This is a genomic window from Micromonospora sp. bgisy143, assembly GCF_057708145.1.
Genome location: NZ_JBYIRN010000010.1, coordinates 67,869 through 93,435, shown reverse-complemented (window position 1 = coordinate 93,435; position 25,567 = coordinate 67,869). Strand labels below are relative to the sequence as shown.

General features: G+C 71.8%; 25 protein-coding genes. 22 read left to right on the top strand and 3 right to left on the bottom strand.

Going from position 1 to position 25,567, the window contains the following annotated elements:
* The first annotated feature begins 53 nt into the window (after positions 1 to 53).
* The 3 genes from ruvX (at position 54) to AC3EN4_RS14545 (ending at position 2,187) form a co-directional block, all read left to right on the top strand.
* Positions 54 to 512: a Holliday junction resolvase RuvX gene (ruvX, locus tag AC3EN4_RS14555; RefSeq protein WP_435206384.1), complete on the top strand. Its 459-nt coding sequence runs from the start codon at positions 54 to 56 to the stop codon at positions 510 to 512.
* Positions 512 to 1,708: an endolytic transglycosylase MltG gene (gene mltG, locus AC3EN4_RS14550; RefSeq protein WP_435206383.1), complete on the top strand. Its 1,197-nt coding sequence runs from the start codon at positions 512 to 514 to the stop codon at positions 1,706 to 1,708. The genes ruvX and mltG overlap by 1 nt, the downstream gene beginning before the upstream one ends.
* Before the next feature lie 170 nt (positions 1,709 to 1,878).
* Positions 1,879 to 2,187 carry a hypothetical protein gene (locus tag AC3EN4_RS14545; RefSeq protein WP_422739580.1) on the top strand — a complete coding sequence of 103 codons (309 nt, stop codon included), beginning with the start codon at positions 1,879 to 1,881 and terminating at the stop codon, positions 2,185 to 2,187.
* Positions 2,188 to 2,317: 130 nt separating this feature from the next.
* Here AC3EN4_RS14545 and AC3EN4_RS14540 read toward each other — a convergent pair whose 3' ends face one another.
* Positions 2,318 to 2,809 carry a peptidoglycan-binding domain-containing protein gene (locus AC3EN4_RS14540; RefSeq protein ID WP_435206382.1) on the bottom strand — a complete coding sequence of 164 codons (492 nt, stop codon included), beginning with the start codon at positions 2,807 to 2,809 and terminating at the stop codon, positions 2,318 to 2,320.
* Between the two features lie 153 nt (positions 2,810 to 2,962).
* On the opposite strand from AC3EN4_RS14540, the gene AC3EN4_RS14535 reads away from it, so the two are divergent.
* The 14 genes from AC3EN4_RS14535 (at position 2,963) to AC3EN4_RS14470 (ending at position 19,820) form a co-directional block, all read left to right on the top strand.
* Positions 2,963 to 3,793, top strand: a complete 831-nt coding sequence (locus tag AC3EN4_RS14535) for a shikimate dehydrogenase (protein WP_435206381.1) — start codon at positions 2,963 to 2,965, stop codon at positions 3,791 to 3,793.
* A 738-nt stretch (positions 3,794 to 4,531) separates the two neighbouring features.
* Positions 4,532 to 6,232 carry a glycosyl hydrolase gene (locus AC3EN4_RS14530; RefSeq protein WP_435206380.1) on the top strand — a complete coding sequence of 567 codons (1,701 nt, stop codon included), beginning with the start codon at positions 4,532 to 4,534 and terminating at the stop codon, positions 6,230 to 6,232.
* A gap of 225 nt (positions 6,233 to 6,457) precedes the next feature.
* On the top strand, positions 6,458 to 8,395 hold the full coding sequence (locus AC3EN4_RS14525) for a WD40 repeat domain-containing protein (protein WP_435206379.1): 1,938 nt from the start codon (positions 6,458 to 6,460) through the stop codon (positions 8,393 to 8,395).
* Between the two features lie 127 nt (positions 8,396 to 8,522).
* Positions 8,523 to 9,041: an acyltransferase gene (locus AC3EN4_RS14520; protein WP_435206378.1), complete on the top strand. Its 519-nt coding sequence runs from the start codon at positions 8,523 to 8,525 to the stop codon at positions 9,039 to 9,041.
* Complete coding sequence (locus AC3EN4_RS14515; protein WP_435206377.1) at positions 9,034 to 10,635, top strand: lipopolysaccharide biosynthesis protein; 1,602 nt, start codon at positions 9,034 to 9,036, stop codon at positions 10,633 to 10,635. Before AC3EN4_RS14520 ends, AC3EN4_RS14515 begins: the two co-directional genes overlap by 8 nt.
* Positions 10,636 to 10,644: 9 nt before the next feature.
* Positions 10,645 to 12,000: an O-antigen ligase family protein gene (locus tag AC3EN4_RS14510; protein ID WP_435206444.1), complete on the top strand. Its 1,356-nt coding sequence runs from the start codon at positions 10,645 to 10,647 to the stop codon at positions 11,998 to 12,000.
* Entirely contained in the window at positions 11,997 to 13,604 is a 1,608-nt protein-coding gene (locus AC3EN4_RS14505) for a lipopolysaccharide biosynthesis protein (RefSeq protein WP_435206376.1), read from the top strand. Before AC3EN4_RS14510 ends, AC3EN4_RS14505 begins: the two co-directional genes overlap by 4 nt.
* Positions 13,605 to 13,612: 8 nt before the next feature.
* Entirely contained in the window at positions 13,613 to 14,515 is a 903-nt protein-coding gene (locus AC3EN4_RS14500) for a sulfotransferase domain-containing protein (protein WP_435206443.1), read from the top strand.
* Positions 14,512 to 15,768, top strand: coding sequence for a hypothetical protein (locus AC3EN4_RS14495; RefSeq protein WP_435206375.1), 1,257 nt, complete (start codon positions 14,512 to 14,514; stop codon positions 15,766 to 15,768). The genes AC3EN4_RS14500 and AC3EN4_RS14495 overlap by 4 nt, the downstream gene beginning before the upstream one ends.
* Positions 15,769 to 15,982: 214 nt before the next feature.
* On the top strand, positions 15,983 to 16,459 hold the full coding sequence (locus AC3EN4_RS14490) for a UDP-N-acetylglucosamine--LPS N-acetylglucosamine transferase (protein ID WP_355243117.1): 477 nt from the start codon (positions 15,983 to 15,985) through the stop codon (positions 16,457 to 16,459).
* Between the two features lie 92 nt (positions 16,460 to 16,551).
* Entirely contained in the window at positions 16,552 to 17,118 is a 567-nt protein-coding gene (locus AC3EN4_RS14485; RefSeq protein ID WP_422740663.1) for a glycosyltransferase, read from the top strand.
* Positions 17,115 to 18,035 (top strand): glycosyltransferase family 2 protein, encoded by a 921-nt coding sequence (locus AC3EN4_RS14480; protein ID WP_422739593.1) that lies wholly within the window; start codon positions 17,115 to 17,117, stop codon positions 18,033 to 18,035. Before AC3EN4_RS14485 ends, AC3EN4_RS14480 begins: the two co-directional genes overlap by 4 nt.
* Positions 18,036 to 18,138: 103 nt before the next feature.
* Complete coding sequence (gene aroC / locus AC3EN4_RS14475) at positions 18,139 to 19,317, top strand: chorismate synthase (RefSeq protein WP_435206374.1); 1,179 nt, start codon at positions 18,139 to 18,141, stop codon at positions 19,315 to 19,317.
* A complete protein-coding gene (locus AC3EN4_RS14470; RefSeq protein ID WP_435206373.1) occupies positions 19,317 to 19,820 on the top strand; it encodes a shikimate kinase in 504 nt (167 codons plus the stop codon). Before aroC ends, AC3EN4_RS14470 begins: the two co-directional genes overlap by 1 nt.
* Positions 19,821 to 19,934: 114 nt before the next feature.
* On the opposite strand, the gene AC3EN4_RS14465 is transcribed toward AC3EN4_RS14470, so the two are convergent.
* Positions 19,935 to 20,663 carry an alpha/beta fold hydrolase gene (locus tag AC3EN4_RS14465; RefSeq protein ID WP_435206372.1) on the bottom strand — a complete coding sequence of 243 codons (729 nt, stop codon included), beginning with the start codon at positions 20,661 to 20,663 and terminating at the stop codon, positions 19,935 to 19,937.
* 80 nt (positions 20,664 to 20,743) lie between these two features.
* On the opposite strand from AC3EN4_RS14465, the gene AC3EN4_RS14460 reads away from it, so the two are divergent.
* The 5 genes from AC3EN4_RS14460 (at position 20,744) to nusB (ending at position 24,714) form a co-directional block, all read left to right on the top strand.
* The gene (locus AC3EN4_RS14460) at positions 20,744 to 21,742 is read left to right on the top strand and encodes a helix-turn-helix transcriptional regulator (RefSeq protein ID WP_435206371.1); all 999 of its coding nucleotides are present in this window, start codon (positions 20,744 to 20,746) and stop codon (positions 21,740 to 21,742) included.
* Positions 21,743 to 21,752: 10 nt separating this feature from the next.
* On the top strand, positions 21,753 to 22,832 hold the full coding sequence (gene aroB / locus AC3EN4_RS14455; RefSeq protein ID WP_435206370.1) for a 3-dehydroquinate synthase: 1,080 nt from the start codon (positions 21,753 to 21,755) through the stop codon (positions 22,830 to 22,832).
* Positions 22,833 to 22,890: 58 nt separating this feature from the next.
* Positions 22,891 to 23,322: a type II 3-dehydroquinate dehydratase gene (gene aroQ, locus AC3EN4_RS14450; RefSeq protein ID WP_435206369.1), complete on the top strand. Its 432-nt coding sequence runs from the start codon at positions 22,891 to 22,893 to the stop codon at positions 23,320 to 23,322.
* A gap of 400 nt (positions 23,323 to 23,722) precedes the next feature.
* Positions 23,723 to 24,280 (top strand): elongation factor P, encoded by a 558-nt coding sequence (gene efp, locus AC3EN4_RS14445; RefSeq protein ID WP_433538268.1) that lies wholly within the window; start codon positions 23,723 to 23,725, stop codon positions 24,278 to 24,280.
* Positions 24,281 to 24,303: 23 nt separating this feature from the next.
* Entirely contained in the window at positions 24,304 to 24,714 is a 411-nt protein-coding gene (nusB, locus tag AC3EN4_RS14440) for a transcription antitermination factor NusB (protein ID WP_435206442.1), read from the top strand.
* 87 nt (positions 24,715 to 24,801) lie between these two features.
* On the opposite strand, the gene bldD is transcribed toward nusB, so the two are convergent.
* Positions 24,802 to 25,290, bottom strand: coding sequence for a transcriptional regulator BldD (bldD, locus tag AC3EN4_RS14435; protein WP_007458348.1), 489 nt, complete (start codon positions 25,288 to 25,290; stop codon positions 24,802 to 24,804).
* Positions 25,291 to 25,567 lie beyond the last annotated feature (277 nt).

The window sequence follows — 25,567 nt, the reverse complement described above, 5'->3', positions numbered from 1 at the left end:
GGGCGGACCGAATGGTCCGCCCTGGTTCGTCGACAGCCCATGGGTGGCCCACGGTGACCGGGCTGACACGCGGAGTTCGCCTCGGTGTGGACGTCGGTCAGGTGCGCGTCGGGGTGTCCCGCTCGGATCCGCACGGCGTGCTGGCCACGCCCCTGGTGACCCTCGCCCGTGATCTCACCGCCGCGCCGGAGGCGGTCCCGAGCGACATTGCCCAGCTCAAGGCCCTGGTGGCCGAGCACGAGGCGGTCGAGGTGGTCGTCGGGCTTCCGGTCAACCTGGCCGGCAAACACGGCCCGGCGGCGCTCAGCGTGAAGGCGTACGCTGACCGTTTGGTCAATGTGATAGCGCCGGTTCCGGTAACGCTCACTGACGAGAGGATGTCGACCGTGGTCGCTTCTCGTAGGCTTGCCGAACGTGGCGTACGTGGCAAGCGTCAACGTGCGGTTGTCGACCAGGCGGCCGCGGTGGAGATCCTGCAGAGCTGGCTGGACGCACAGCGGAGGCGGACGTAATGATCGACGATCTGGACCTTGGGTTCGACGAGCCGGAGCGGGGTGAGAAAGGGCGGCACCGGCGCAGCTTCCGGAAGCGCAAGTCAGGCTCCGGCGGTGGCCGGGGCAAGACGTTCCTGGCTCTGCTGATGGCCCTGGTCCTGCTGGGCGCCATCGGTGGCGGCGCGTTCTACGGGTTCGACCGGATCCAGAACTACTTCGTCACGCCTGACTACGACGGCGCCGGGTCGGGTGAGATCACCGTCGAGATCAAGAACGGCGCGTTGCTGGCCGACATGGCCGACGCCCTGGTCGCGGCCGACGTGGTCAAGAGTCAGAAGGCGTTCATCGAGGCGGCCGAGGCCAACTCGCGCAGCAAGAACATCCAGCCGGGCACGTACAAGCTCCGCAAGCAGATGAGCGGCGCGAGCGCGGTGACGGCGATGCTCGACCTGAAGAACAAGATCGTCAACGGGATCACCATCCCCGAGGGTCGTACCAGCAAGAACATCTACAAGCTGCTCTCCGACAAGACCAAGATCCCGGTCAAGGAGTTCGAGGCCGCCGCCAAGGACCCGGAGGCACTCGGCATCCCGGACTGGTGGTTCAAGCGCGAGGACGGCAAGAAGGTCGTCAAGTCCGTCGAGGGCTTCCTCTACCCGGACACGTACGAGATCCCGCCGAAGGCCACCGCCGAGACCGTCCTGAAGCTGATGGTGGACAACTTCCTCTCGGTGACCGGTGAGATGAAGTTCGCCGACCGGGTGCAGAAGGAGCGGGGCGGCGTCAGCCCGTACGAGGCGCTGATCGTGGCGTCGCTGGCCCAGGCCGAGGCGGGCAACAAGGACGACCTCGGCAAGGTCGCCCGGGTGGCCTACAACCGGGCGTACGGCGAGTTCCCGTGCAACTGCCTGGAGATGGACGTCACGGTCAACTACTGGTTGGAGTTGACCGGTAAGCCGACCAAGACGTCTGCGGAGATGAAGCAGTCGGAGCTGCTCGACACCACGAGCCCGTACAGCCGCAAGCTGAAGGGCATGATTCCCACCCCCATCAACAACCCCGGCAAGCTGGCGCTGGAGGGTGCGATGGACCCGCCGGTGGGCAAGTGGCTGTACTTCGTGGCGATCGACAAGCAGGGGCACTCCGCCTTCGCCGAGACGTACGAGGAACAGAAGCGCAACGAGGCCCGGGCCAAGGAGGCCGGCGTGATCTGACACCGCCCCTCTCTGTTGCCGGTCCATCGTCATGCCGCGCCGACGGGGCAGCGCGTTCCGCTCCGGCCTCCTAGACTGCCGCTGTTCGTATCGACAGTCGTGAGAACGGGGGAATGGTTGTGGCTACGAAGAGATGGACGGCGCGAGCGGGAGCGGTCGCCTCGACGGCTATGGTGCTGCTTGCCTTCGCCGCGGTGCCGGCACAGGCCGCCGAGGTCACCAGAAGCACGACCGGAGCCGCAGGTCGGGCCGTCTACATCAAGAATGGCGACTGGGACCTCTACGCACGGGACCCCCTGACCGACGGGCACTGCGCCCGTTGGCAGGAGCGCGCTCCGGGGAGCAGCTCGTGGTCGTGGAAGGGCAACTCGATCTGCACCTCGTCGGAGGGGTGGGCGGCGTTCGCCCGATCGGGCTACTCCTACCGGGTCTGCCGCACCGGTATCGGCAACTGCTCGTCGGTGGCCACCCTGCCCTGACCGAGCATCGTCGATCGAGGTTGGCTGACGAGCTGGCCGCGACACCGTAAAAAGGCTCCCCTCTCCCTCGACCAGGAATCGGTCGCGGTGGAGAGGGGAGCCTTCCGGTGTCAGTGCCTACGGTCGTGCGTCAGTGGCTCGTGCCGGTCCAGGAGCCGGTGCGCGGGTTCAGGAACGTCCACACGCCGTTGCTGTTCTGCTTGCGCAGCGCGAACGTGCGGTTGTAGCCGTAGTAGAAGTACCCGGTCTGGGTGCTGGTGTCGTAGCCGGTGTTCCGGTTGACCGCGCCGTACGCCTTGCCCCAGGTCTGCGGCCCGACCTGCCCGTCGACGCCGATGTTCATCACGTCCTGCCAGGTCCTGGTCTTGGCGGCGGTGTTGGAGCCGAACTCGCCGTCGATGAAGCTGGTGCCGACGGTACCGCTCAGGTCGTCGGCCCAGATGATGGCCTGCCAGAGCCGCACGATGTTGCCGGCCCGCACGCACGAGCTGGAGTTGCAGAGCTGGTGGTTGTCCGACCAGCTGCCGGCCGCGCTGTCCGCCCGTGCGGGAGCCCCGGCCAGCAGCGTCATGCTGAGGGCCGCGGCAACCGCGATGAGGACGCGCAGAATCCGTTTGTTCATGGTTCCCCCCTGTTGACGATCGATCGTCCTGCCTCAGAAGCTTTCACCGACGTCGATGAAGCGTCAAGTGGATACCACCGTCGCGGTCGGCGGCGGCTGGTGCGGTGCGCCCGGCGGTGGGTAGGGTCGGGGCGACGTGGACGGGGGGCGGAGATGACGCGGACCGGGGCGGCCCGCCGGGCCGCGGTGCTGGGCAAACCCATCGCGCACTCGCTCTCCCCGGTGATCCACACCGCCGGTTACGCCGCCGCCGGGCTGGCCGGGTGGTCGTACACCCGGATCGAGTGCGCGGCCGCGGAGCTGCCGGCCCTGGTCGCCGGCCTGGGCCCGGAATGGGCCGGGTTGTCGGTGACCATGCCGGGCAAGGAGGCGGCGCTCGCGGTGGCCGACGCCGCGTCGCCTGTCGCCGTCGCCGTCGGCGCGGCCAACACGTTGGTACGACGAGACGACGGCTCCTGGTACGCGGACAACACCGACGTCGGCGGCATGGTGCAGGTGCTCACCGACGCCGGGGTGGTGTCCGGCGGGACGATGACGGTGCTCGGTGCGGGCGGAACGGCCCGCGCCGCGCTCGCCGCAGCCGCGCGGCTGGCCTGCCCGTCGGTGACGGTGGTGGCCCGTCGGGCCGAGGCGGTCGACGAGCTGCGACCGGTGGCTGATGCGCTCGACCTGGCCCTGACCGGCGCCGGCTGGTCCGAGGCTGCCCGGCTGACCGACGCGGACGTGGTCATCTCCACGGTGCCGAAGGGCGTCGCCGACCCGCTCGCCGGCACGACGACGTGGCGGCCGGGTGGCGTCTACTTCGATGCGCTCTACGACCCGTGGCCGACGCCGATGGCCGACTCGGCCGTCGCAGCCGGGCTACGGGTCGTCTCTGGTCTGGACCTGTTGCTGGCGCAGGCGGTCGGCCAGTTCGAGCAGTTCACCGGCGTTGCCGCGCCGGTCGAGGCGATGCGTGAGGCGCTGGTGGCGGCCCGCCGCTGATGACGCACGCAGAAGGCCCAGCGGTCCCCGAGCCACCGTTCCTGTCCGGCTAGGCAAATGCCGTCCGTGCGGGTTGAGCTTGGCCATGTCCCCGATCGCGTCGAACAGGTACCCCGCCATCTCGATCGCCAGCCCGACCGGGTCGTCGTCGTACACCGCTCGCAAGGTAAGTCGGGCGGTGGGGCGTGAGCGGCGGCGGTAATGCTGATGAGTGTGATGCCTGTGAGTCATCTAGATGACTCACAGGCATCACACTCATCAGGGTGTTGTCGCCGCCGGTCGCATGGCTGGCGGTCGCGAAGACGCACGGTGTGCCTGAAGCGGGTGCAGTCGTTGACGTTGCCGCCCGAGAGCACGAACGCCAGAGTCCGACTCAGTCCATCGAGGCACGTGCTATATCCTGCCCCACCAAGATCCTTTGAAGACACCGCCTAGCGCCCGATCGACGCCTTTGATCGTTCCGCAGGGCTTCCGCTGGCAGTCTCTTCGTGATGCTCCTCCGTCGGAGGCATTGATGTCCGTCCTGGTGTTTCTCGCCATCGGTGCCCTCAGCGTCCTGGCGCTGGTCGCCGTGCTCGCGTACGGCTCACTTGGATGGCCCCTCGTCGCACACCCTCGTTCCGCGTGGATCCTTAGCTGACGGTTAAGACGCGCTTACGGAAAACTGTCCTACCGACGACATGCCCTGGTCATCGATACGCTGCTCACGGTTATCGCACCAGACACAGGGAGTCTTCCTTGACCAGGCACGGACTGCACCGCATCACCCGGTTCCGCAACGGCCCCCGACGCAAGGCGATCGCCATCGGCGTCGTCGGTGGTTCGGTGGTGGCCGGCATCGTCGCGACCATGATGCCTCTGCTGGCCAGCGACGACCTGTCGATCCGCGCGGTGGCGGACACCACCGCGACGATGGTCTCGCAGGACGGTGACAACTCCACCAAGGGGACCCTGGCGACCTGCGCGGCGCGCTGCGACGGCAACCCGCGCGGCGGCCGGGAGGCGGTCGTCGAGTTCGCGGTGACCACCCTCCCCGCCGCCGCCGTCAACGTCCGGGCGACGCTGCGCATGCACGCCTGGCAGCAGTTCGGCGCGACGGTGACCGCGTACGCCTCGTCGGTGAGCGCCCGCGAGGCGCGACCGGCCCCGGCGAAGGCGGGAGCCGTGTTGGACGCCGTGACCGGTGTGGCCAAGGGCGTCAACGAGTGGGACGTCTCCAAGCTGGTCACCGGTAACGGCACCTGGACGGTGTCGCTGGCCCAGACCGGCCTGGAGACCCGGGTCTACTGGGCGTCGGTCGAGAACCGCAACTCCGACCTGCGACCCAGCCTGGTGATCAGCTACGACCTGGGTAGCGGGCCGACGTCGGCGCCGACCACCCGACCCGCGCCGACGCCCACGATCGCACCGACCACCGCCGCGCCCCGGCCCACGCCGACGGTCGCACCGAGCCGTACGCCCACCCCGACCGGGAGTCCCACCCTCCCGTCCGGCAAGTGCGGCCAGGTGTCCGACACGCTGGTGCCCTCCTGCGGCGCCTGGTGGGGGATGTACTCGCCCGCGAACGCCGGCAGCGGCTGGGACCACGGCAAGGCGATCACCGATGTGGAGGCCCAGGTCGGGCGCAAGTTCGACATCGTGCACCGTTACCACGACTTCTCCAACGCCGGCAGCAATGGCGCGTTCCCCGACGCGTACGAGCAGGAGCAGATGCGCCAGGGCCGGCTGATGTTCTTCGCCTGGGAGTCGCGCGACTTCTCCGCCGGTACCACGCTGAAGTGGTCCGACGTCTACAGCGGCCGGCAGGACGAGACCATCGACGCGGTCGCCGGTCGCATCCGGGCCGCCAAGGTGCCGGTGTTCATGGGCTTCGACCACGAGCCGGAGGACGAGCCGGGCAAGGGCAGCGACGCCGACTTCGTCCGGGCCTGGAAGTACGTGTACGAGCGGTTCGCCAAGGCGGGCGCGGACAACGCGGTCTGGGTGTGGACGATGATGGGCTGGTCCGGGCACTACTCGCGGTACGCCGGTCTCTACCCCGGCGACCGGTACGTCGACTGGGTGGCGTACGACCCGTACAACTTCCACGTCTGCAACGGCAGCACCGTGTGGAAGAGCCCGAGCACCACCATCGGCGGCTTCTACGACTGGCTCGACCAGAACGGCATCGGTGCGGGCAAGCCCCGGATGCTCGCCGAGTTCGGCACGAACTTCGACGCCAAGGATCCGGGCGCGAAGCAGCGCTGGTTCCAGGAGTTCCCGGCGGCCCTCAAGTCCCACCCGAAGATCAAGGCCGCCATCTACTTCAATTCGCCGGGCATGACGACCCGCACGGCGACCTGTGACATGACGATGAACCACGATGCCGCCTCGGTGGCCGGGTTCAGCCAGGCCGGCAAGGACACCTACCTGCGGCAGCCGACCGGAGGGAGCCGCTGACCCGCGTGACGACACTGTGAACACAGCCGCCGTTCATCGGAGATCCACCAGCTGATCTTCCGGCGTTCTGTCGGCTAGCGGATTCACGCACCGCCCAATCGGCGGATGCGCCTACCAGGCTGGGCGAGGCACGCTACCTCGGGTTCTCATCCATCTTGGAGGCGCAGCGTGCCCACACTCTCGCACTCATGGCGTTTGTCAGGACGACGTCGTACTCGGGCGGGGGTGGTCGCGCTGGCGGTGTTCGCCGCGGTGTTCAGCGCGCCCACGGCCTCCTCGGCGGCGGTGCTACCGGTCCCCGGGACCGCGACTCTGGTGTCGGCGAATCCCGCCGACATCACCCCGCACGCGCGGGACGGTGAGACCCGCGCCTTCGCGCAGGTCGGCAACACCGTGTTCGTCGGGGGCAGCTTCACCCAGCTCCGGCAGACGGCCACGTCCGCGTGGGTCACCCAGCGCTACCTCTTCGCGTACGACCGCACCACCGGCACGATGTCCACCACCTTCCTGCCGGTGCTGGACGGCGCGGTCAACACCCTGATCGCGGGACCCGGCGGCACGCTGATCGTCGGCGGCGCCTTCAAGAACGTCAACGGGGTCTCCCGCAAGAACCTGGTCGCGCTGAACCCGAGTACCGGCGCGATCATCGACAGCTGGGTGGGCCGCTCCGACGGCGGCACCGTCCGTGACCTGGTGCTGTCGGGCAACTGGCTCTACGTGGCCGGCGCGTTCAACTGGCTCAACGGCACCGCGCACTCCGGCCTCGGTCGGCTGAACGCGACCACCGGGGCGATCGACCCGACGTTCTCCGTCGACGCCACCGTCGGGCGGCACAGCACCACCTCGTACGTGTGGACCATCGACGTCACTCCGGACGGCAACACCCTCGCCGTCGGCGGCAACTTCACGCTCCTCAATGACCTGCCGCGCAACCAGATCGCGCTTGTCGACGTCTCCGGAACCCCGACCGTCCTGGACTGGAGCACCGACAAGTACATCGCGCCGTGCGGGGCCCCGACGACCTTCGTCCACTACGTGCAGGACATCAGGTTCGCCGAGGACGGCAGCTGGTTCGTGGTCGGTAGCAACGGTGGCGCCGGCTGGCCGAGCGCGTACTGCGACGCGCTGGTCCGGTTCGAGACCGCCGCCCGCGGTACCGGGCAGCTCGCCACCTGGGTCGACTTCACCGGCAACGACACCATCACGTCGGTCGAGGTGGCCGACAACGTGATCTACCTGGGCGGCCACTTCCGCTGGCTGAACAACCCGAACGCCAGCGACAACGCCGGCGCGGGCGCGATCGACCGCCTCGGCATCGCCGCGGTCACCCCGGCCACCGGCCTGCCGGTGAACTGGAACCCACGGCGCAGCGGCAGCGCCACGATGCCGTCCGGCACCACCGCCTGGGGCTCGGCGGTGCCCGTGCTCTGGAAGGGCTCGGACGGTCTCTACTTCGGGCACAATTCCGACGGCATGGGCGAGGAGTACCACGGTCGCCTGGGCATGTTCCCGTCCGCCGGTGGCCGCACCTTCACGGCGAAGAACCCGCCGAGCGGCAGCACCGGCAACCTCTACCTGGGCGCCGGCGCGGGTGCGGTGTCGAAGGTGCCGTTCGACGGCGTCACCCTGGGCACCCCGACCACCGTCAGCCAGCCGGCCTACACCGCGTCCGGCGCGACCTGGCGGGTGGACGACCGGATCTACTGGTCGCACACCGTGGCCGGTACGCCCACCGGTAGCCGGATCGACGTCTCGCTGTTCAACGGCGGCGCGATCGGCTCGCCGTGGGAGGCCTCGGGCTACAACGACTGGTACAACCCGGCGCTGCTCACCGGCGCCTTCTACCTCGACGGCCGGCTCTACTACACCCGTACCGGCGCCAACAACCTCTACTACCGCTACTTCGAGATCGACGGCAACTACCTCGGCGCCACCGAGTTCGCGCTGCCGACGAGCGGTGTCACCTGGTCGAGCGTGCGTGGCATGGCCTGGGTGGACGGTCGGATCGTCTACGGTGCGACGGACGGCGGGTTGCGCAGCGTCCCGTTCGACCCGACGGCCGCGCCGACCGCGGTGGTCAACGGCACCGCGACGACGCTCATCGCCGCAGCGACGCCCGAGTTGTCCTGGTCGATCCCCTCGATGTTCTTCTCCGTGCAGTAACGGTCAACAAAACGTAACGGAGGATCGGTAGATTGTTCACGTCGGGTCGGCGGCGGTACCACCGCCGCCGACCCCGCGATGTGGGGAGGGGTCGTTGGTCGGCGGCGCTGGATTCCGCGCTAAACGCGTGGTCCACCTGGTCTTCGCGCTCAAACGTGCCTGGTACGGGTTGCGCTATCCACGGCTGACCCTGGGGCGGGACGTGCAGATCCGGGGCCGGATCCGGCTACGTCGGGGGGTACGGGTCACCATCGGCGACCGCACCCGCATCAACAAGCTGGTCCGCTTCGCCGGCCCCGGCGAGGTACGCGTCGGCGCCGACTGTCTGCTCAACGCCACCTGGATCGGCACCTGGACGTCGGTGACGATCGGGGACAGGTGCCTGTTGTCCGACTGCGAGCTGCTCGACAACGACTTCCACAACCTGCCGCCCGACCAGCGGCACGCCCCGCCCAGTCCGGCCACCCGCGCGCCGATCGTGCTGGAGGAGAACGTCTGGGTCGGCGCGCACGCCCTGGTGCTCAAGGGGGTCCGGGTCGGCCGGGACAGCGTCGTAGGGGCGGCCTCGGTGGTGCGTACCGACGTGCCACCGGGCGTCGTCGTGGTGGGCAATCCTCAACAGACGGTGAAGAAGTTCCATGACTGATGCGACGCCCGCCCCCTGGCCATCCGACCCGTCGAGCGCCGGCGCCGCCCGTGTCGTGACGCTCTCCGACCTGCTGCGGGTGCCGATGCACCGGCTGCGGCTGGTGGTCGCGGTCGCCGTGGCCGGCCTGCTCGCCGCCCTCGGCTACGTGCTGCTGGTCCCGGCGGCGGTGACCGCCAGCGCGGTCGTGGCGGTCCGGCCGGTGGTCACCGACGCCTTCACGCCCAGCGGCGCGGGCGCCGACCGCGCCGTCAACATGAACGTGGAGAGTGGACTCGCCACCGGCACCGAGGTGGTGCAGCGGCTCACCAACGCCGTCGGTGGCGCGCCGCGCGACGTCCGCAACGCCCTGGAGGTCGAGGTACCCACCGGCGGGCAGATCCTGCGCTTCACCTACCAGTCGCACGACGCGCAGCGGGCGGTGCAGGGCGCCAACCTCGCCGCGCAGGCCTACCTCGACGTGCGGCGCGCCATGTACGAGCAGCAGCGCGCCGAGATGCTCCGCTCCTACGACGCGAGCATCGCCAAGGTCGTCGCCCAGCAGACCGCCGTGCAGAAGCGCGCGAGCAGCGCCAAGGGCACCGCCGCCGGTGACGCGGCGCTGGCCGAGCTGTCCGGCATCAACAACCAGCTCACCCAGCTCAACGCGGCCCGTACCGAGATCGCCGCGGTCGACGTCAACCCCGGCTGGGTCACCCAGACCGCCGAGCGGGCGCTGGTGTCCTCCGCCGGGCACCGGCCGATCTACCTGGTCGCCGGCCTGCTCGGCGGCGCGCTGATCGGCGTCGTGCTGGCGTACGCGTGGGAGTCGGCGGACCGGCGGGTCCGCTCGGTCACCGACGGCCGGGACGCCACCGGCCTGCCGCTGCTCGGCACGGTACGCCGGCCGCCGTTGCGGGGCAGTCCCCGGGCGGTCGACGCGGACGTCCGCTACGTGGCGATGGCGGTCGCCGAGCGGGTCCGCCAGCCGGCCCGGGTCGCGCTGGTCACCTCCCGCGAGGACGCCACGGCACTCACCGCCGGGCTGGCCGTGGCGCTGGCCGCCGACGGCCGGGAGGTCTTCGTCGCCGACGACAGCGGCCGGGTGGAACGGCTGCGGGCCGCCGTGCTCGCCGACCGTGGGCGGCTGCCCGTCGACCCGTCCCGACCGCTGGTGCCCAAGCCGCGCCCGGCCGGCACCCCGGCGGCCGGCGGTGGTGCCCCCGCCGAGACGTCGGCGACCCGACGGCCCTCGCCGCACCCGCCCGGCAGCCGCCCGTCCACCGACCCGGACGCCACCCTCACCCTGCCCCGGGTCTCGTCCGCCCGCACCGACAACGGCCGGCCGGCGTCGGCGGACGAGGTGACCGTCGGGGTGGGCAGCGTCCGCTTCGGCACCTGGCGGCAGGGCGCCGACCACGGCCTGGTGCTGTTCAACGCGCCACCGGCCGAGTCCGACGAGCGGGGCGTCGCGGTCGCCCGGCAGGGCAGCGCCGTGGTGGTCGTCGAGCGGGACCGTACCCGCCAGAGCGACCTGCGGCGGCTCGTGGAGCGGCTGCGCGCCGCCGGGGTCACCCCGCTGGGCTTCGTCCTCACCCGCAACGGCCGGGCCTGATCGGTGTCGATCACCCGAGCCCCGGCGACCGAGCCGCCGCCCGGCGACACACCGGTCGCCGCCGGGCCGACGCCGCCGACACCGCCGCCCGCCCGGCTGCCGCTCTGGCCGCTGGCGTTGATGTTCGGCCTGGTGCCGCTCTGGTGGGCGCTCGGCGCGTTCTACCTGGGGTGGCCGATGCTGGGGGCGCTGCTGCTGGCGATGCTGCTCACCCGGGGTCGGGTGCCGCTGCCCCCGGTGGCCGGCCTCTGGCTGCTGTTCCTGGCGATCGTGGTCGTCAGCGCCACCCAACTGGCCTCACCGGCCTCGCTGCTGACCTTCGCCCTGCGGCTGGCCTTCTACCTGACCGCGCTGGTGGTCGGGGTCTACGTCTACGTCGCCGCCCGGGAACGCGCCGACCTGGTGGCCGTGCTCACCCCGCTCTGCGCGTTCTGGTTCGCGCTGGTGGTGCTGGGCTGGCTCGGCGTGCTGATGCCCCGGTTCGCGCTGGCCACCCCGATGGAGGTGCTGTTGCCGGCCGGCGTCGCCCGTACCCCGTTCATCCAGGACATGGTGCACCTGACCACCGCGGAGTACAGCCCCCGCTCGCTCAACCCGATCTACCGGCCCGCGGCGCCGTTCGCGTACACCAACAACTACGGCAGCGCGTACGCGATGACCCTGCCCTGCGTGGTGGCGTACACCATGTTGCGCCGTCGCGGCCTGCTGCGGTGGGTGCTGCTGGCGTCGTTGCCGCTGTCGCTGGCGCCCGCGTTCCTCACCCTGAACCGGGCGATGTTCCTCAGCCTCGGCGCGGGGCTCGCCGTGCTCGGGGTGCGCGCCAGCCTGCGGGGCAACGTCCGGGTCGCCGCGTCCATCGTCGGCGTGGTCGTCACCGGCGGACTGGCCACGCTCTTCATCCCGATCACCGAGCTGATCAACAACCGGGTCGACTCCAGCGACACCAACACCGACCGGTTGTCGCTCTACACGGAGGTGATCCGTCGGGTGCAGGACTCCCCGTGGCTGGGCTACGGCGCTCCGGTGAACGTGGACACGGTCTCCGCGGACGCGCCGATCGGTACCCAGGGGCAACTGTGGATGGTGCTGTTCAGCCACGGCGTACCGGCGCTGCTCTGCTTCCTGGGCTGGTTCGTGGCCGCCGCGGTGGTCTGCGCGCGGGCCACGTCGGCGGCCGGTCAGTGGCTCGCGGTGGTGCCGGTGGTCTGCCTCGTGCAGATCCCGTTCTACGGCATGGCCAACCAGAACCTGGCGGTCGCGTTCTTCGCGGTCGGCTTCGCCATGGCGCTCACCGAACGCGAACGCACGCCCCGTCCGCAGCGGTGGCAGCCACCGCTCGCCGCCGGCACGGCGGTGCCGGCGTGACCGCCGCCACCCGACCGCCGGCCGACGCCGGCCGGGACGGCCCGCGCGGCGCGGCGGCGGACACCGGCGCGGCCGAGACGCGCCGCAGCGCCCGCAGCGGGGTGGCCGGGCTGCTCGGCGCGGCCACCAGCGGACTGTTCGGGTTCGTGCTGGCCGTGGTGATCACCCGGGGGTACGGGACGGCCGGCGCGGGCGCGTTCTTCGCCGCGATCGGCGTGGTCACCGTGGCCACCGCGGTCTGCACGCTCGGCGCGGAGACCGGTCTCATGTGGGCGGTACCCCGGCGGCGACTCGGCCCCCGGGGGGACGCGGCCCGGGTGCTGCCGGTGGCGCTGATCCCACCGCTGCTGGTCGGCCTGGCCGTCGCCGGCGTGGGAGCGCTCAGCGCCGACGCGCTCGCTCCCCGCCTGCTGCGCGGCTCGGGCGAAGAGGGCCACGGCCTGTTGACGCTGACCTTCGCCGCGGTGCCCGTGGTGGTGGCGATGACCCTGCTGCTGGCCGCGTTGCGCTGCGTACGACCCATCCGCGCGTACGTCGGCGTGCAGTTCCTCCTGCTGCCGGTGGCCCGCCCGGCGCTGGTCGGTGCCGCCGCGCTGGCCGGCGGCGGACTGCTCGCCGGCATGACCGGCTGGCTGGTGCCGGCGGCGCTGGCGTTGCTGGTCTGCCTGGTGTTGGTGGCCGGACCACTCGGGGTGGGTCGGGGCGCGACGCTGCGACCGACCCGGTCCGACTGGTCGACGTTCTGGCGCTTCGCGCTGCCCCGGGCCGCCTCGGCGGCCATCGACGCGGGCAGCATGTGGGTGGGGGTGCTGCTGACCTCGGTGCTGGCCGGGCCGGCCGACGCGGGTGTGTTCGGCGCGGTCGGCCGCTACGTGCTGGCCGGTCAGCTCGCCATGCAGGGCCTGCGGGTCGCGGTGTCACCGCAGCTGTCCCGGCTGCTCGGGCGCGGTGAGCGGGCCGCCGCGGCGGCCGTGCACCGGCAGTTGAGCAGGTGGGGACTGGTGCTGTCCTGGCCGGTGTACCTGCTGCTGGCGGTGTTCGCGCTCGCGTTCCTGCAGTTGTTCGGCCGGGAGTTCACCGCCGGCGTGCCGGCGATGACGGTGCTGGCGCTGGCGATGCTGGTGAACACCGGCGTGGGCAACGTGCAGAGCCTGCTGCTGATGGGCGGGCGCAGCGGCCTGCACCTGATCTCCACCCTGGCCGGGCTCACCGTGACCGTCTCGCTCGGACTGTGGCTGATCCCCGGCCACGGCGCGACCGGCGCCGCGCTGGCGTGGGCCGCCGGCATCGTCACCGAGAACCTCACCGCCGCCGGCTTCGCCCGCTCGGTGGTCGGTGAACCGCTGGTCGACACCGCGACGCTGCGCGCGGCGGCGGCCACCGTCGGCGGGGTGGGCGTCGCGGCCGTGATCGGTGTGCTGGCCGCGGGGCGGGGCCTGCCCGGCCTCGCGGTGGCGCTCGCCGTGCTGCTGGCCGGCTGCGTCGGCTTGTTGACGTTGCCCCGGGTGCGCGCCGGCATCCGGGTGACCATGAGGCAGATCCGTGGGTCCGACGAGGCGGCCACGGCCGCCGGGCCGGTCCCGGTATCGACGAGAGGCAGGTGAGAGCCGTCGTGGCGTCCATCCGTGACCGGGTCAAGCAGTTGGTGCCGACCCAGGTGACCACCCGGGTGAAGGAGTCCCTGGTCGACTACGGGGTACGCACCAGTGACCGGCGTCCGCTGCCGGACTTCCTGATCATCGGGACGAAGCGGGGCGGCACCACCTCCCTGTGGAACTACCTCATCCAGCATCCGCTGGTGCCCCGGCTCTTTCCCGCGTGGAACACCAAGTCGGCGCACTACTTCGAGGAGCACTGGGCTCGGGGAGAGGCGTGGTACCGCTCGCACTTCCCGACCGAGCGGCAGCGCGACGCGCTCGCGAAGCGGCACGGCGGGCCGGTCCGCGTCGGCGAGGCCGCGCCGCTGTACATGTTCCACCCGCTCGCCGCGCAGCGGGTCGCCGCGCTCATGCCCACCGTGAAGCTGATCGTGCTGCTGCGCGACCCGGTCGAGCGGGCGTACTCGCACTGGAAGGAGCGCCGTACGCACGGCATCGAACCGCTGGACTTCGCGGCCGCGCTGGCCGCCGAGCCGGAGCGTACGGCGGGGGAGCGGGAACGGCTCATCGCCGAGCCGGAGGCGTTCAGCGAGGCGTACGACTGGTACACCTACCGGGCGCGCGGGCGTTATCTGGAGCACCTGGAGCCGTGGTTGGAACGCTTCGACCCCGCCCAGATCCTCTTCCTGCCCAGCGAGGACCTGTACCGCGACTCCCGCGCCACCTACCAGCGCACCCTCGACTTCCTCGGGCTGCCCCGGTACGACCTGCCGAACTTCAAGGTCTACAACGACCGGCGGTCGGCGCCGCTGGAGCCGGCGGTGCGCGCCGAGCTGACCGAGTACTACCGCCCGTACAACGACGCGCTGCGCGAGCGGCTCGGGTTGGACCTCGACTGGGCGGACCGGGCGGCGTGACGACCGGGGTCACCCCGGCCACCGACCCCCGCTCGCGGGTGGACGGGCTGGGCTGGGTGAGTCGCGCGGTGTTCCCGGACGACCGGGTCCACCTGACGCTGGGCGGCGCGGTCCCGGACGGGCAGCGGGCGGTGGCCCGGTACGCCGTGGTGCCGTCGGTGCCACGGGCCCGGTTCCTGGTGCCGCTGGGCGCGCCCCGGGCCGGCGCGGCGTCGCTGCTGGCGTACAACGCGCTGCGGCCGCCGAAGGTGCGGGTGATGCGGGCGGCGCTCGGTGGACTGGCCCGGTTCGGCGCGGCGGGTCTGGCGCCGTTTCCGACGCTGACCGTCTCGGTGCCGGTGGGGGCGCCGGTGGCCGATCTGGTGCTGACCGAGCGGCTCGCCGGCGCGCTGGGCGGCACGCCCCTGCTGGCCGCGTGCGGCGTCCGTCCGCCGGACCCGAACGCCAAACCGACCCTGCAACTGTTCACCGTCGACGGTCGTCCCCGCGGCTACGCGAAGATCGGCTGGAACGACGCCACCCGGGCCCTGGTCACCGCCGAGGCCGCCGCGCTGCGGGCGCTGCGCGCGGTGACCGGGGTGCCCGACCATCCGACGCCGCCCGGGCTGCTCACCGAGACGGCGTGGGCCGGCCAGGCCGTCGCGGTGATCGAGCCGCTGCCGCCGGACGTACGCGGAGTGCCGGTGGACGACCCGCCGCGGATCGCGGCGCTGCTCGCGGTCGCCCGCCGGGGCGACGCGCCCGGTGTGTCGCGCCCGTTGGCGTCGTCGACGTTCCTGGCGCGGCTGGCCGCCCAGGCGCAGCGGGCCACCGGGGCCGCCGGGGCGCGGGCGGTGGCGGCGGTCGACGCGCTGGCCCGTCGGCACGGCGACACGACCGTCGAGTTCGGCCACTGGCACGGCGACTGGGTGCCGTGGAACCTGGGTACGCACGACGGTCGCCTGGTCGCCTGGGACTGGGAGCACAGTGGCCCGGACGTGCCGGTCGGCTTCGACCTGGCCCACGACGCGTTCCAGCGGTCGCTGGTGCTGCGCGGCGAGCCGGCGGCGGTGGCCGCCGTGGCGGTGGACGCGTGGCTCGGGCGACACGGTGGGCGGCTGGGCCTCGACGCGGCGCGGTGCGCGCTGGTGGCCGATGCGTACCTGGTGGAGATGTGGCTGCGTACGTGGCGGCTCGCGGACGCCGGCGCCGGGTGGAACCCCGCGCTGCATCCCGCACTGTTGGACGTCATCGAGAAACGACATAGCGAGTGAACAGGAGAATCCCGACGCCCGGGAGGCGTCACAGAGTGACCACATAATGGCAGGTCGTGACGATGGTCGATGGGCTGTGGGCTCGACAGTGGGCCTCGACAGCTCGGCGGGAGATCGTCGCCTGGTCCGGTCGCGCTATTCAACGACCGCAGAACCTGTGATCTGCTGCTGCCTTGCCTGAACAGGAACTCCAAGCGGACTTGTGGGGAGTCGCGTGGACACGAACAACGACGACGAGTCGCCGGTGCTGCTGCTGGTGGGATCCAGCGGCGGTCACCTGGCCCAACTTCTCGCCCTGCGGCCCTGGTACGAACGGTGGCGGCGCTGCTGGGTCACCTTCGACACCCCGGAGGCGGTGTCGCTGCTGACCGGTGAGGACCTGGTGCCCGCGCACCACCCGACCACCCGGAACGTACCCAACCTGCTGCGCAACGCGCGGCTGGCCTGGCGGGTGCTGCGGCGTCGGCGGGTCGCCGCCGTGGTCACCACCGGCGCCGGCGTGGCTGTGCCGTTCGTGGTGCTGGCCCGCCTGCGTCGCATCCCGACCGTCTACATCGAGGTGTACGACCGGATCGACACCCCGACATTGACGGCCCGGCTCTGCCGCCCGTTCCTGTCCGCGATGCTCGTGCAGTGGGACGAGCAGCGCCGGCAGTACCCGGAGGCCACCGTCGTGGGGACGCTGCTGTGAGCGGGGAGACGGAGATCGCCCGCCGCGACGCCGTCGCCGAGCCGTCCCGGCTGCCGCGTCAGCGCGACACCACATCCGTCGAGCGGCCCTGGCTGCTCGTCGCCGTCGGTACCGACAAGCATCCCTTCGACCGGCTCGTGGACTGGCTCGCGCAGTGGCACGCGCAGGCCGGCCCGGTCGGGCTGACCGTGCAGCACGGGCACACCGTGGCGCCGTCGCTGCCCGGCGCGGTGCCGTTCCTCGGTCACGACGCGCTGCAGCAGGCGATGGCCGACGCCGACCTGGTGGTGTGTCACGGTGGCCCGGCGACGATCCTGGAGGCCCGCCGGCACGGTCACCTGCCCATCGTGGTGCCCCGGGACCCGGCGCGCGGCGAACACGTCGACGACCATCAGCAGCTCTTCGCGCGTCGCCTCGGCGCGGCCGGGCTGGTGGTGCTCTGCGAGACCCGCGAGGAGTTGCACGACGCGCTCGCGGCGGGGCAGGCCGACCCGTCCCGGTACGCGGTCCAGGCCGACCCGGCCGCGCACGAGGCCCGCCGCGCCGCCGTGGCCAGGGTCGGGCAGATCGTGGACGACCTGGTGGCCCGCTCGACCCGGCGCCGACCCCGCTGGCGGACCTGGCCGCGTCCCGGCCGGACGACGAAGGAGACCCGATGACCCGGCAGCCGAGCGTCAGCGTCGTGGTGCCCACCCGGGACCGCCCCGAACTGCTGCGCGCCGCCCTCGCCGCGATCCTCGCCCAGGAGTACCCGGGCCCGATCGAGGCCGTGGTGGTGTTCGACCAGTCCACCCCGGACGAGTCGCTGACCGGCCTGGGCGGGCCGGACCGGACGGTCCGGGTGATCACCAACGGGCGCGCGCCCGGACTGGCCGGCGCGCGCAACAGCGGCACCCTCGCCGCCGACGGCGAGCTGATCGCGTTCTGCGACGACGACGACGAGTGGCTGCCCGGCAAGCTGGCCGCCCAGGTCGAGGCGTTGTCGGCCGACCCGGACGCCGAGTTCGTCTGCTGCGGCATCCGGGTCAGCTACGACGGGCACACCGTCGACCGGGTGCTCGACAAGGACCGGATCACCCTGGACGACCTGCTGCGGGACCGGATGACGGAGCTGCACCCGTCCACCTTCCTGATCCGGGCGACCGCGCTGCGCGACGGCTTCGGCCTGGTCGACGAGGAGATCCCGGGCAGCTACGCGGAGGACTACGAGTTCCTGCTGCGCGCCGCCCGCAGCGCGCCGCTGATCAACCTGCGGACGCCGTCGGTGCTGGTGCGCTGGCACAAGCGGTCGTACTTCGCGCAGCGTTGGGACACCATCTCCGAGGCGTTGCAGTGGCTGCTGCGGCGCTATCCGGAGTTCGCCGGACAACCGGCCGGCGAGGCCCGGGTCACCGGGCAGATCGCCTTCGCCCGGGCTGCCTCCGGCGACAGACGGGGCGCGCTGCGGTGGGCCCGGCACACCCTGCGCCGCAATCCTCGCGAGCCACGCGCCTACCTGGCGCTCGCGGTCGCCGGACGGGTCGTCCGGGCCGACTCGGTGCTGCGCACCCTGCACAAGCGCGGTCGGGGCATCTGATCCGTCGCGCGAATCCGCCCTGCGGACGGTCTCGGCCGTCCGCAGGGCGGGACGCGGCGGGCAGCGCGACGCGCCCGTCGCGCCCCGTGACAGACTGACCGCTGTGTTGCGCTGGTTGACTGCAGGTGAATCGCACGGCCCCGCCCTCGTCGCGCTGCTGGAGGGGGTGCCGGCCGGCATCGAGGTGAGCACCACCGAGATCGCGGGGGAGCTGGCCCGTCGCCGGTTGGGCTATGGCCGCGGCGCCCGGATGTCCTTCGAGCAGGACGAGGTCGAGGTCGTCGGTGGGCTCCGGCACGGCGTCACGCTGGGCAGCCCGGTGGCGATCCGGGTCGGCAACTCCGAGTGGCCCAAGTGGCGCACGGTGATGGCCGCCGACCCCGTCGACCCCGACGAGCTGGCCCGGCAGGCCCGCAACGCGCCGCTGACCCGTCCCCGGCCGGGCCACGCCGACCTGGCCGGCATGCAGAAGTACGGCCACACCGACGCGCGTCCGATCCTGGAGCGCGCCAGCGCCCGGGAGACCGCCGCCCGGGTGGCCGTCGGCACGGTCGCCAAGGCGTTGATCCGGCAGGCCCTCGGCATCGAGATCGTCTCGCACGTGGTCGAGTTGGGGCCGGTGGCCGCGAAGCCCGGGCTGCGGCCGACCCCCCAGGACGCCGAGCGCATCGACGCCGACCCGCTGCGCTGCCTCGACCCCGAGGCCAGCGCCCTGATGGTCGCCGAGGTCGACGCCGCGAAGAAGGCCGCCGACACCCTCGGCGGCGTGGTGGAGGTGCTGGCGTACGGCGTGCCGCCGGGCCTGGGCAGTCACGTGCAGTGGGACCGCAAGCTCGACGCCCGACTGGCCACCGCGCTGATGTCCATCCAGGCGATCAAGGGTGTGGAGATCGGCGACGGGTGGCAGCAGGCCCGTTCCCGTGGCTCGGAGGCGCACGACGAGATCATCCCGTCGGCCACCGGCGTGCGTCGGGTCACCGACCGGGCCGGCGGGCTGGAGGGTGGCATCACCACCGGTGAGCCGCTGCGGGTCCGTGCCGCCATGAAGCCGATCTCGTCGCTCAACCGGGCGCTGGCCACCGTGGACGTCCTCACCGGCGAGCCGGCGACGGCCATCAACCAGCGTTCCGACGTCTGCGCCGTGCCCGCCGCCGCCGTCGTCGCCGAGGCGATGGTCGCCCTCGTGCTGGCCGAGGCGGCCACCGAGAAGTTCGGCGGCGACTCGGTCGCCGAGATCCGCCGTAACCTGGCCGGCTACCTCGACGCGCTGGTCATTCGCTGATGGCGCCGGTCGTCGTGCTGGTCGGAGTGCCCGGCTGCGGCAAGACCACCGTGGGGCAGGCGCTCGCCGTCTCCCTCGGCGTGGAGTTCCGGGACACCGACGCCGACATCGAGCAGTTGGCCGGCAAGACCATCCCGGAGATCTTCATCGACGAGGGTGAGGCGCACTTCCGTGCCCTGGAGCGGGCCGCCGTGGCGGCGGCACTCGCCGCGGGTACCGGTGTGCTCGCGTTGGGCGGCGGCGCCGTGCTGGCCGAGGAGACCCGGGCCGCCCTGGTGGGGCACCGGGTCGTGCACCTCTCGGTGGAGCTGCCGGACGCGGTGAAGCGGGTGGGGCTCGGCGCGGGCCGACCGCTGCTGGCGATCAACCCGCGCGCCACCCTCAAGCACCTCATGGACCAGCGCAAGCCGCTGTACGCCGAGGTGGCCACCGACACGGTGGTCACCGACGGTCGTACCCCGGCCCAGGTCGTCGCCGAGGTAGCCGCGCTGCTCCCGCGCTGACCCTGCCCCTGACCCCACCCCGCCCCGCCTCCGCGCCGATCTTGCAGTTGCTGTGCCGACGTACCGGGGCATTCCCGGTGTCTCGACCACCACAACCGCAAGATCGGCGCGGTGTCAGGCTCGGGCGATCAGGTCGAGCACGTCGGCCAGCGCCTTCGGCTCGCTGAGCATCGGCCAGTGCCCGGTGGGCAGCTCGAACAGCCGGCCGCCGGTCAGGCCGGTGAAGAGCGGATGCCGCTGGGCGATCATCTGCTCCACCACGCTCAGCGGAAAGGTGCTGGCGACCAGGGCGGTCGGCACCGGGCGGCCACCGGTACGCCGTACCGGGTCGGTGGCCGTACGCAGCGGCTGGGGGGTGCTGCGGGCGCGCAGCAGTGTCAACGCCTGCTCGTCCAGGCCGGCCAGGTTCGTCGGGTCGGCCGTCGGATCCCAGGCCGGCGGGGGCAGCAGGTGACCGTTGCCGATCAGGGCGCGCAGTCGCTGCTGCTCCTCCGGCGGCACGGTGTCGAACTGCGCGGTCCCGTCCGGCAGGGGTCCGCTCTCCACGTACACCACCCGGGCGATCCGGTCCGGGATCCGGTCCGCCGCCTGGGCGACCGGCATGCCGCCGCCGGAGTGCCCGACCAGCAAGACGTCGTGCAGGTCCTCGACCTCGATCAGCCGCACGATGTCGGTGGTGTGCGTCTGCAGGTCCACCTCCGGCCCGGCCAGGTGGTCGCGCTCGGCCAGGCCGGTGAGCGTCATCGGGTACACCTCGTGGCCCTGCGCGCGCAGGGCCAGGGTCACGTCCCGCCACGCCCAGGCACCTAACCAGAAGCCCGGTACCAGGACAAAAGTCGCCATCGATCGCTCCTTCTCTCGGTTTACCGGTCGACCGTACGATCGAATCCGGACAGTGTTCGCCCGGTTTGAAGGAGTGGTCCGTGTCACAACCCGCCGGTCGGATGCTGGCCCTGCTCGAACTCCTGCAGAGCCGGCACCGGGCGACGGCCGCTGACCTCGCCGCCCGCCTCGGCGTGGACGAACGGACCGTGCGCCGGTACGCCGCCACGCTGCTCGACCTGGGCATCCCGGTCACCGCCGACCGGGGTCGCCACGGCGGTTACCGGCTGCGTCCCGGGTACAAGCTGCCGCCGCTGATGCTCACCGACGACGAGGCGGTGGCCGTGCTGCTCGGCCTGGTCGTCGCGGAACGGCTCGGGATCGCTTCCGAGCAGCCGGCCACCGCCACCGCGCTGGCGAAGATCCGCCGGGTGCTTCCGGAGCCGCTCGCCGACCGGCTGGCCGCCGTGCAGGAACACCTGGGCTTCACCCTGCCGCGCGCCGGGCGGGAGCACGGTCCGGCCCCGGGCACCCTGCTCGCCCTCGCCTCGGCCGCCCGTCGCGGGCAGCGGGTGGCGCTGAACTACCGCTCCTGGCGCGGCGAGGAGTCACACCGGGAACTCGACCCGTACGGGCTGGTCGTCCACGCCGGCCGCTGGTACGTCACCGGCCACGACCACCGGCGCGGTGAGATCCGCACCTTCCGGTTGGACCGGATCGGCGCCGTGACTCCCCGCTCGGCGACCTTCCGGGTGCCGGACGACTTCGACGCGGTCGCCTGGGTGACCCGTTCGCTGGCCGGGGTGCCGTACGCCCACGAGGTGGAGGTGCTGCTGGAGACCGATCTGGACGCCGTACGTCGCCGCATCCCGCCCACCGTGGCCGAGTTGACCGCCGGCGCCGACGGGGTGCTGTTGCGCGCCCGGGCGGAGAGCCTGCCCGGGATGGCCGTGTTGCTCGCCGGTCTCGGCTGCCCCTTCACCGTGCGGCGCCCGGAGGCGCTGCGCGCCGAGGTGGCCGCGTACGCCCGTCGCCTGGCGGACTGGTCCACCCGGTCAGCAGGTGGACAGCCGCCCGCACCGCGTGCTCCGCTCGACTAGGCTGCCGGCGATGGACGAGGTGACCCGGATTCCGGTCGGCGGCGAACGACCGTACGACGTGCTTGTCGGACGCGACCTGCTCGGCGCGCTGCCGGGGCTGCTGCCCGGCGCGACCCGGGTGGCGGTGCTGCACACGCCCCCGCTCAAGGCCCTGGCCGACGCGATCGGTGAACGGCTGCACGCCGCGGGCGTCGACCCGCTGCCGATCGAGGTGCCCGACGCGGAGTCGGGCAAGCAGATCGACGTGGCGGCCGCCTGCTGGGACCGGCTCGGCGCGGCCGGGTTCACCCGTACCGACGCGGTGGTCGGGGTGGGCGGCGGCGCGGTGACCGACCTGGCCGGATTCGTCGCGGCCTGCTGGCTGCGCGGGGTGCGCTGGGTGCCGGTCGCCACCTCGCTGCTGGGCATGGTGGACGCGGCCGTGGGCGGCAAGACGGGGATCAACACCGCCGCCGGCAAGAACCTGGTGGGCGCGTTCCACCCGCCGGTCGGTGTGCTCGCCGACCTCGCCACCCTGGACAGCCTGCCCGCCGTCGACCTCGCGGCCGGGTTGGCCGAGGTGGTCAAGTGCGGGTTCATCGCCGACCCGGTGATCCTGGATCTCGTCGAGCGTGACCCGGCGGCGGCCACCGACCCGCGTGGGCCGGTGACCCGGGAGCTGATCGAGCGGGCCATCCGGGTCAAGGCCGACGTGGTCGCCGGCGACCTGCGCGAGTCGGGTGTGCGGGAGGTCCTCAACTACGGCCACACCCTGGCGCACGCGATCGAGCAGAACGAGGGCTACCGCTGGCGGCACGGTCACGCGGTGGCGGTCGGCCTGGTGTACGCCGCCACCCTGGCCCGGCTCGCCGGCCGGCTGGACGCCCCGACCGCCGACCGGCACCGGCGCACCCTGACCGCGCTCGGCCTGCCAGTGAGCTACGCGGCCGAGGCCTGGCCGCGGCTGCTGGCCACGATGCGGGTCGACAAGAAGGCCCGGGGTGCCCGGCTGCGGTTCGTGGTGCTGGACGGGCTGGCCCGCCCGGCCATGCTGGAAGGCCCGGACGACGCCCTGCTCGAAGCCGCCTACCGCGAGCTGGTTGCCCCGTGAGCGCGAGGAGTGAGCCGGTTTTGCGAGCCCCGCAGTCGCGAACGAAAGACAGCGCCGCGTGAGGGTGTACGTGCTGAACGGGCCTAACCTGGGTCGGCTGGGCACCCGGGAGCCCACCGTGTACGGCTCGACCAGCTACGCCGACCTGGTGGCGCTCTGCGAGACCACCGGTCGGGAGTTGAGGCTCGACGTCACGGTCCGGCAGACCGACGCCGAGCACGAGCTGCTCGGCTGGCTGCACGACGCCGCCGACGAGGGCGCCGCCGTGGTGCTCAACCCGGCCGCCTGGTCGCACTACTCGTACGCGGTGCGCGACGCCTGCGCCATGCTGCGCGGGCCGCTGGTGGAGGTGCACATCTCCAACATCCACACCCGTGAGGAGTTCCGGCACCATTCGGTGATCTCCGCGGTGGCGACCGGGGTGATCTGCGGCCTGGGCATCGATGGCTACCGCCTCGCCCTGCACCACCTGGCCGCCCGCGTCGACTGAACCATCCCATTCCGCAGTTTCACCCTCAGTGATGTCGCCGGTGCTCGGCAATGTCACTGCTGGTGGTCGCCGCCTCGCCCGATGAGGGGGAGCGTCCTGCTGATTCGCCTCCTTTGCTCTGCTTCAACGGACGCAACACCTACCCTGAGCTGCTGATCTCTGGGGTGGGTCGGGGTGGGGTGCCGATCATGGCGCGGCACTGACCGTGACTGTTGCGTCCGTTGAAGCAGAGCAAAGGGTCAAGGACGTGCACACGGCGGCGAGTCGGCGATAACGGATAGTGATGATAGATGGGCATCGGGCGCCGGTTTGCGCGAGTGGCGACCACGGCGGGTAACGCGTCTCGGCGCAGCTTGTAGACTTGCCGGGTCTGTCCGCCAATTGATGATCAAGGCAGGAAATGGCCTCCACCAACGACCTCAAAAACGGCCTGGTACTCAACCTTGACGGCGAGCTCTGGTCCGTCGTCGAGTTCCAGCACGTCAAGCCCGGTAAGGGTGGCGCGTTCGTGCGCACCACGCTGAAGAACGTGCTGTCCGGGAAGGTGGTCGACAAGACCTTCAACGCGGGCACCAAGGTCGAGACCGCGACCGTGGACAAGCGCACGATGCAGTACCTGTACGCCGACGGCGAGGACTACGTCTTCATGGATCTGGAGACCTTCGACCAGATCACCGTTCCCGGCGGCACCGTCGGGGAGGCAGCCAACTACCTGCTGCCCGAGGCGGAGGCGACCGTCGCCACCCACGAGGACGTGCCGCTCTACATCGAGCTGCCCACCAGCGTCGTGCTCGAGGTCACCTACACCGAGCCGGGCCTGCAGGGCGACCGTTCGACCGGTGGCACCAAGCCGGCGACGGTCGAGACCGGCGCCACCGTGCCGGTCCCGCTGTTCATCACCACCGGTGAGAAGATCAAGGTCGACACCCGCGACGGCCGTTACCTCGGCCGCGCCTGATGGCTGAGGGTCCCAAGCAGCAGATGCCGGCGCGCCGCAAGGCGCGCAAGCGGGCGCTGGACGTCCTCTACGAGGCCGACCTGCGGGATCGGCCGCCCGTGGAGGTCCTGGCCGGTTACCTCCAGCGCATCGAGCAGCCCCGCCCGGAGCACCTGAGCTACACCGTGGGGCTGGTCGAGGGGGTCGCCGAGCACCTGGACCGGATCGACGAGCTGATCGCCAGCTACGCCGAGGGGTGGACCCTCGACCGGATGCCGGTGGTCGACCGCAACCTGGCCCGGATCGCCGTCTACGAGTTGCTCTACGTCGACGAGATCGACGACGCGGTGGCGATCAGCGAGGCGGTCGAGTTGGCCCGGCAGATGTCCACCGACGACTCGCCGCGCTTCCTCAACGGGGTGCTCGGCCGCATCGCCGAGTACGCCACCCGCTGAAGCCGACGCGAGCAGCGCGAACGAGAAGGGCCCGTGCCACCGGCACGGGCCCTTCTCGTCGAACGGTGGATCGGGTGAAGCGACAGCTCAGGAGGCGAAGAACGCCCGGGGGTCGGCCACCAGCACGCCGTGCTCGGTGAGCCGCTCGATCAGACCCGACGGCGAGGCGTCGTAGACGATGGCGAGCGCCCGGAGGTCGTCGGCACGGATGGAGAGCACCCGGCCGTTGTAGTCACCGCGCTGCTGCTGGATCGCGCGGGCGTAGCGGGCGACGTAGGCCAGGTCCTCGGAGGCCTCGTCGTAGAGCCGCTCCAGGTCCAGGACGATCTTGCTGGTGGGCTCGTGCCGGACACCGCTGCCGTCGGGCAGCAGTTCCGAGACGGGGACCCGGTAGAACTCGGCCAGCTCGGCCAGACGGGACACCGTCACGGCCCGGTCGCCACGCTCGTACGAGCCGACCACCACGGCCTTCCACCGCCCGTTCGACTTCTCCTCCACACCCTGCAGGGAGAGGCCCTGCTGCTGGCGGATAGAGCGCAGGCGGGCGCCCAGAGATTTGGCGTATTCAGAGGGCATTCGGACACTCCCAGTGCTGCTCGGGGTTCTCCCGTCGATCGCTACGGAGCGTGACGGTACGGGGAATGGGACACCTGGTCAAGTGGTCGTGACCTTACCGTTGGGGAGCGTCGAGGGGGCCATCGGTGTTTCGAAGATCTGATCCGGTGGTCAGCGGCCGCCGTCGGCCGGCGCGGTGACCACTGGTAACGTGGCGTGAAGCCCCGGTCAGGGCAGCTCGCGCTTCCCGGCCGGAGGTGCCCGACATCCTTTAACGACCCGTCCCGTGAGGCGGGGA

Excerpts from the sequence above, each read along its gene's own strand:
- AC3EN4_RS14465 (WP_435206372.1), bottom strand. The coding sequence starts at position 20,663 with ATGGCGACTTTTGTCCTGGTACCGGGCTTCTGGTTAGGTGCCTGGGCG.
- AC3EN4_RS14470 (WP_435206373.1), top strand. The coding sequence starts at position 19,317 with ATGGCGCCGGTCGTCGTGCTGGTCGGAGTGCCCGGCTGCGGCAAGACC.
- AC3EN4_RS14540 (WP_435206382.1), bottom strand. The coding sequence starts at position 2,809 with ATGAACAAACGGATTCTGCGCGTCCTCATCGCGGTTGCCGCGGCCCTC.
- AC3EN4_RS14535 (WP_435206381.1), top strand. The coding sequence starts at position 2,963 with ATGACGCGGACCGGGGCGGCCCGCCGGGCCGCGGTGCTGGGCAAACCC.
- mltG (WP_435206383.1), top strand. The coding sequence starts at position 512 with ATGATCGACGATCTGGACCTTGGGTTCGACGAGCCGGAGCGGGGTGAG.
- AC3EN4_RS14515 (WP_435206377.1), top strand. The coding sequence starts at position 9,034 with ATGACTGATGCGACGCCCGCCCCCTGGCCATCCGACCCGTCGAGCGCC.
- AC3EN4_RS14480 (WP_422739593.1), top strand. The coding sequence starts at position 17,115 with ATGACCCGGCAGCCGAGCGTCAGCGTCGTGGTGCCCACCCGGGACCGC.
- bldD (WP_007458348.1), bottom strand. The coding sequence starts at position 25,290 with ATGCCCTCTGAATACGCCAAATCTCTGGGCGCCCGCCTGCGCTCTATC.
- efp (WP_433538268.1), top strand. The coding sequence starts at position 23,723 with ATGGCCTCCACCAACGACCTCAAAAACGGCCTGGTACTCAACCTTGAC.
- aroB (WP_435206370.1), top strand. The coding sequence starts at position 21,753 with ATGGACGAGGTGACCCGGATTCCGGTCGGCGGCGAACGACCGTACGAC.
- nusB (WP_435206442.1), top strand. The coding sequence starts at position 24,304 with ATGCCGGCGCGCCGCAAGGCGCGCAAGCGGGCGCTGGACGTCCTCTAC.
- AC3EN4_RS14545 (WP_422739580.1), top strand. The coding sequence starts at position 1,879 with ATGGTGCTGCTTGCCTTCGCCGCGGTGCCGGCACAGGCCGCCGAGGTC.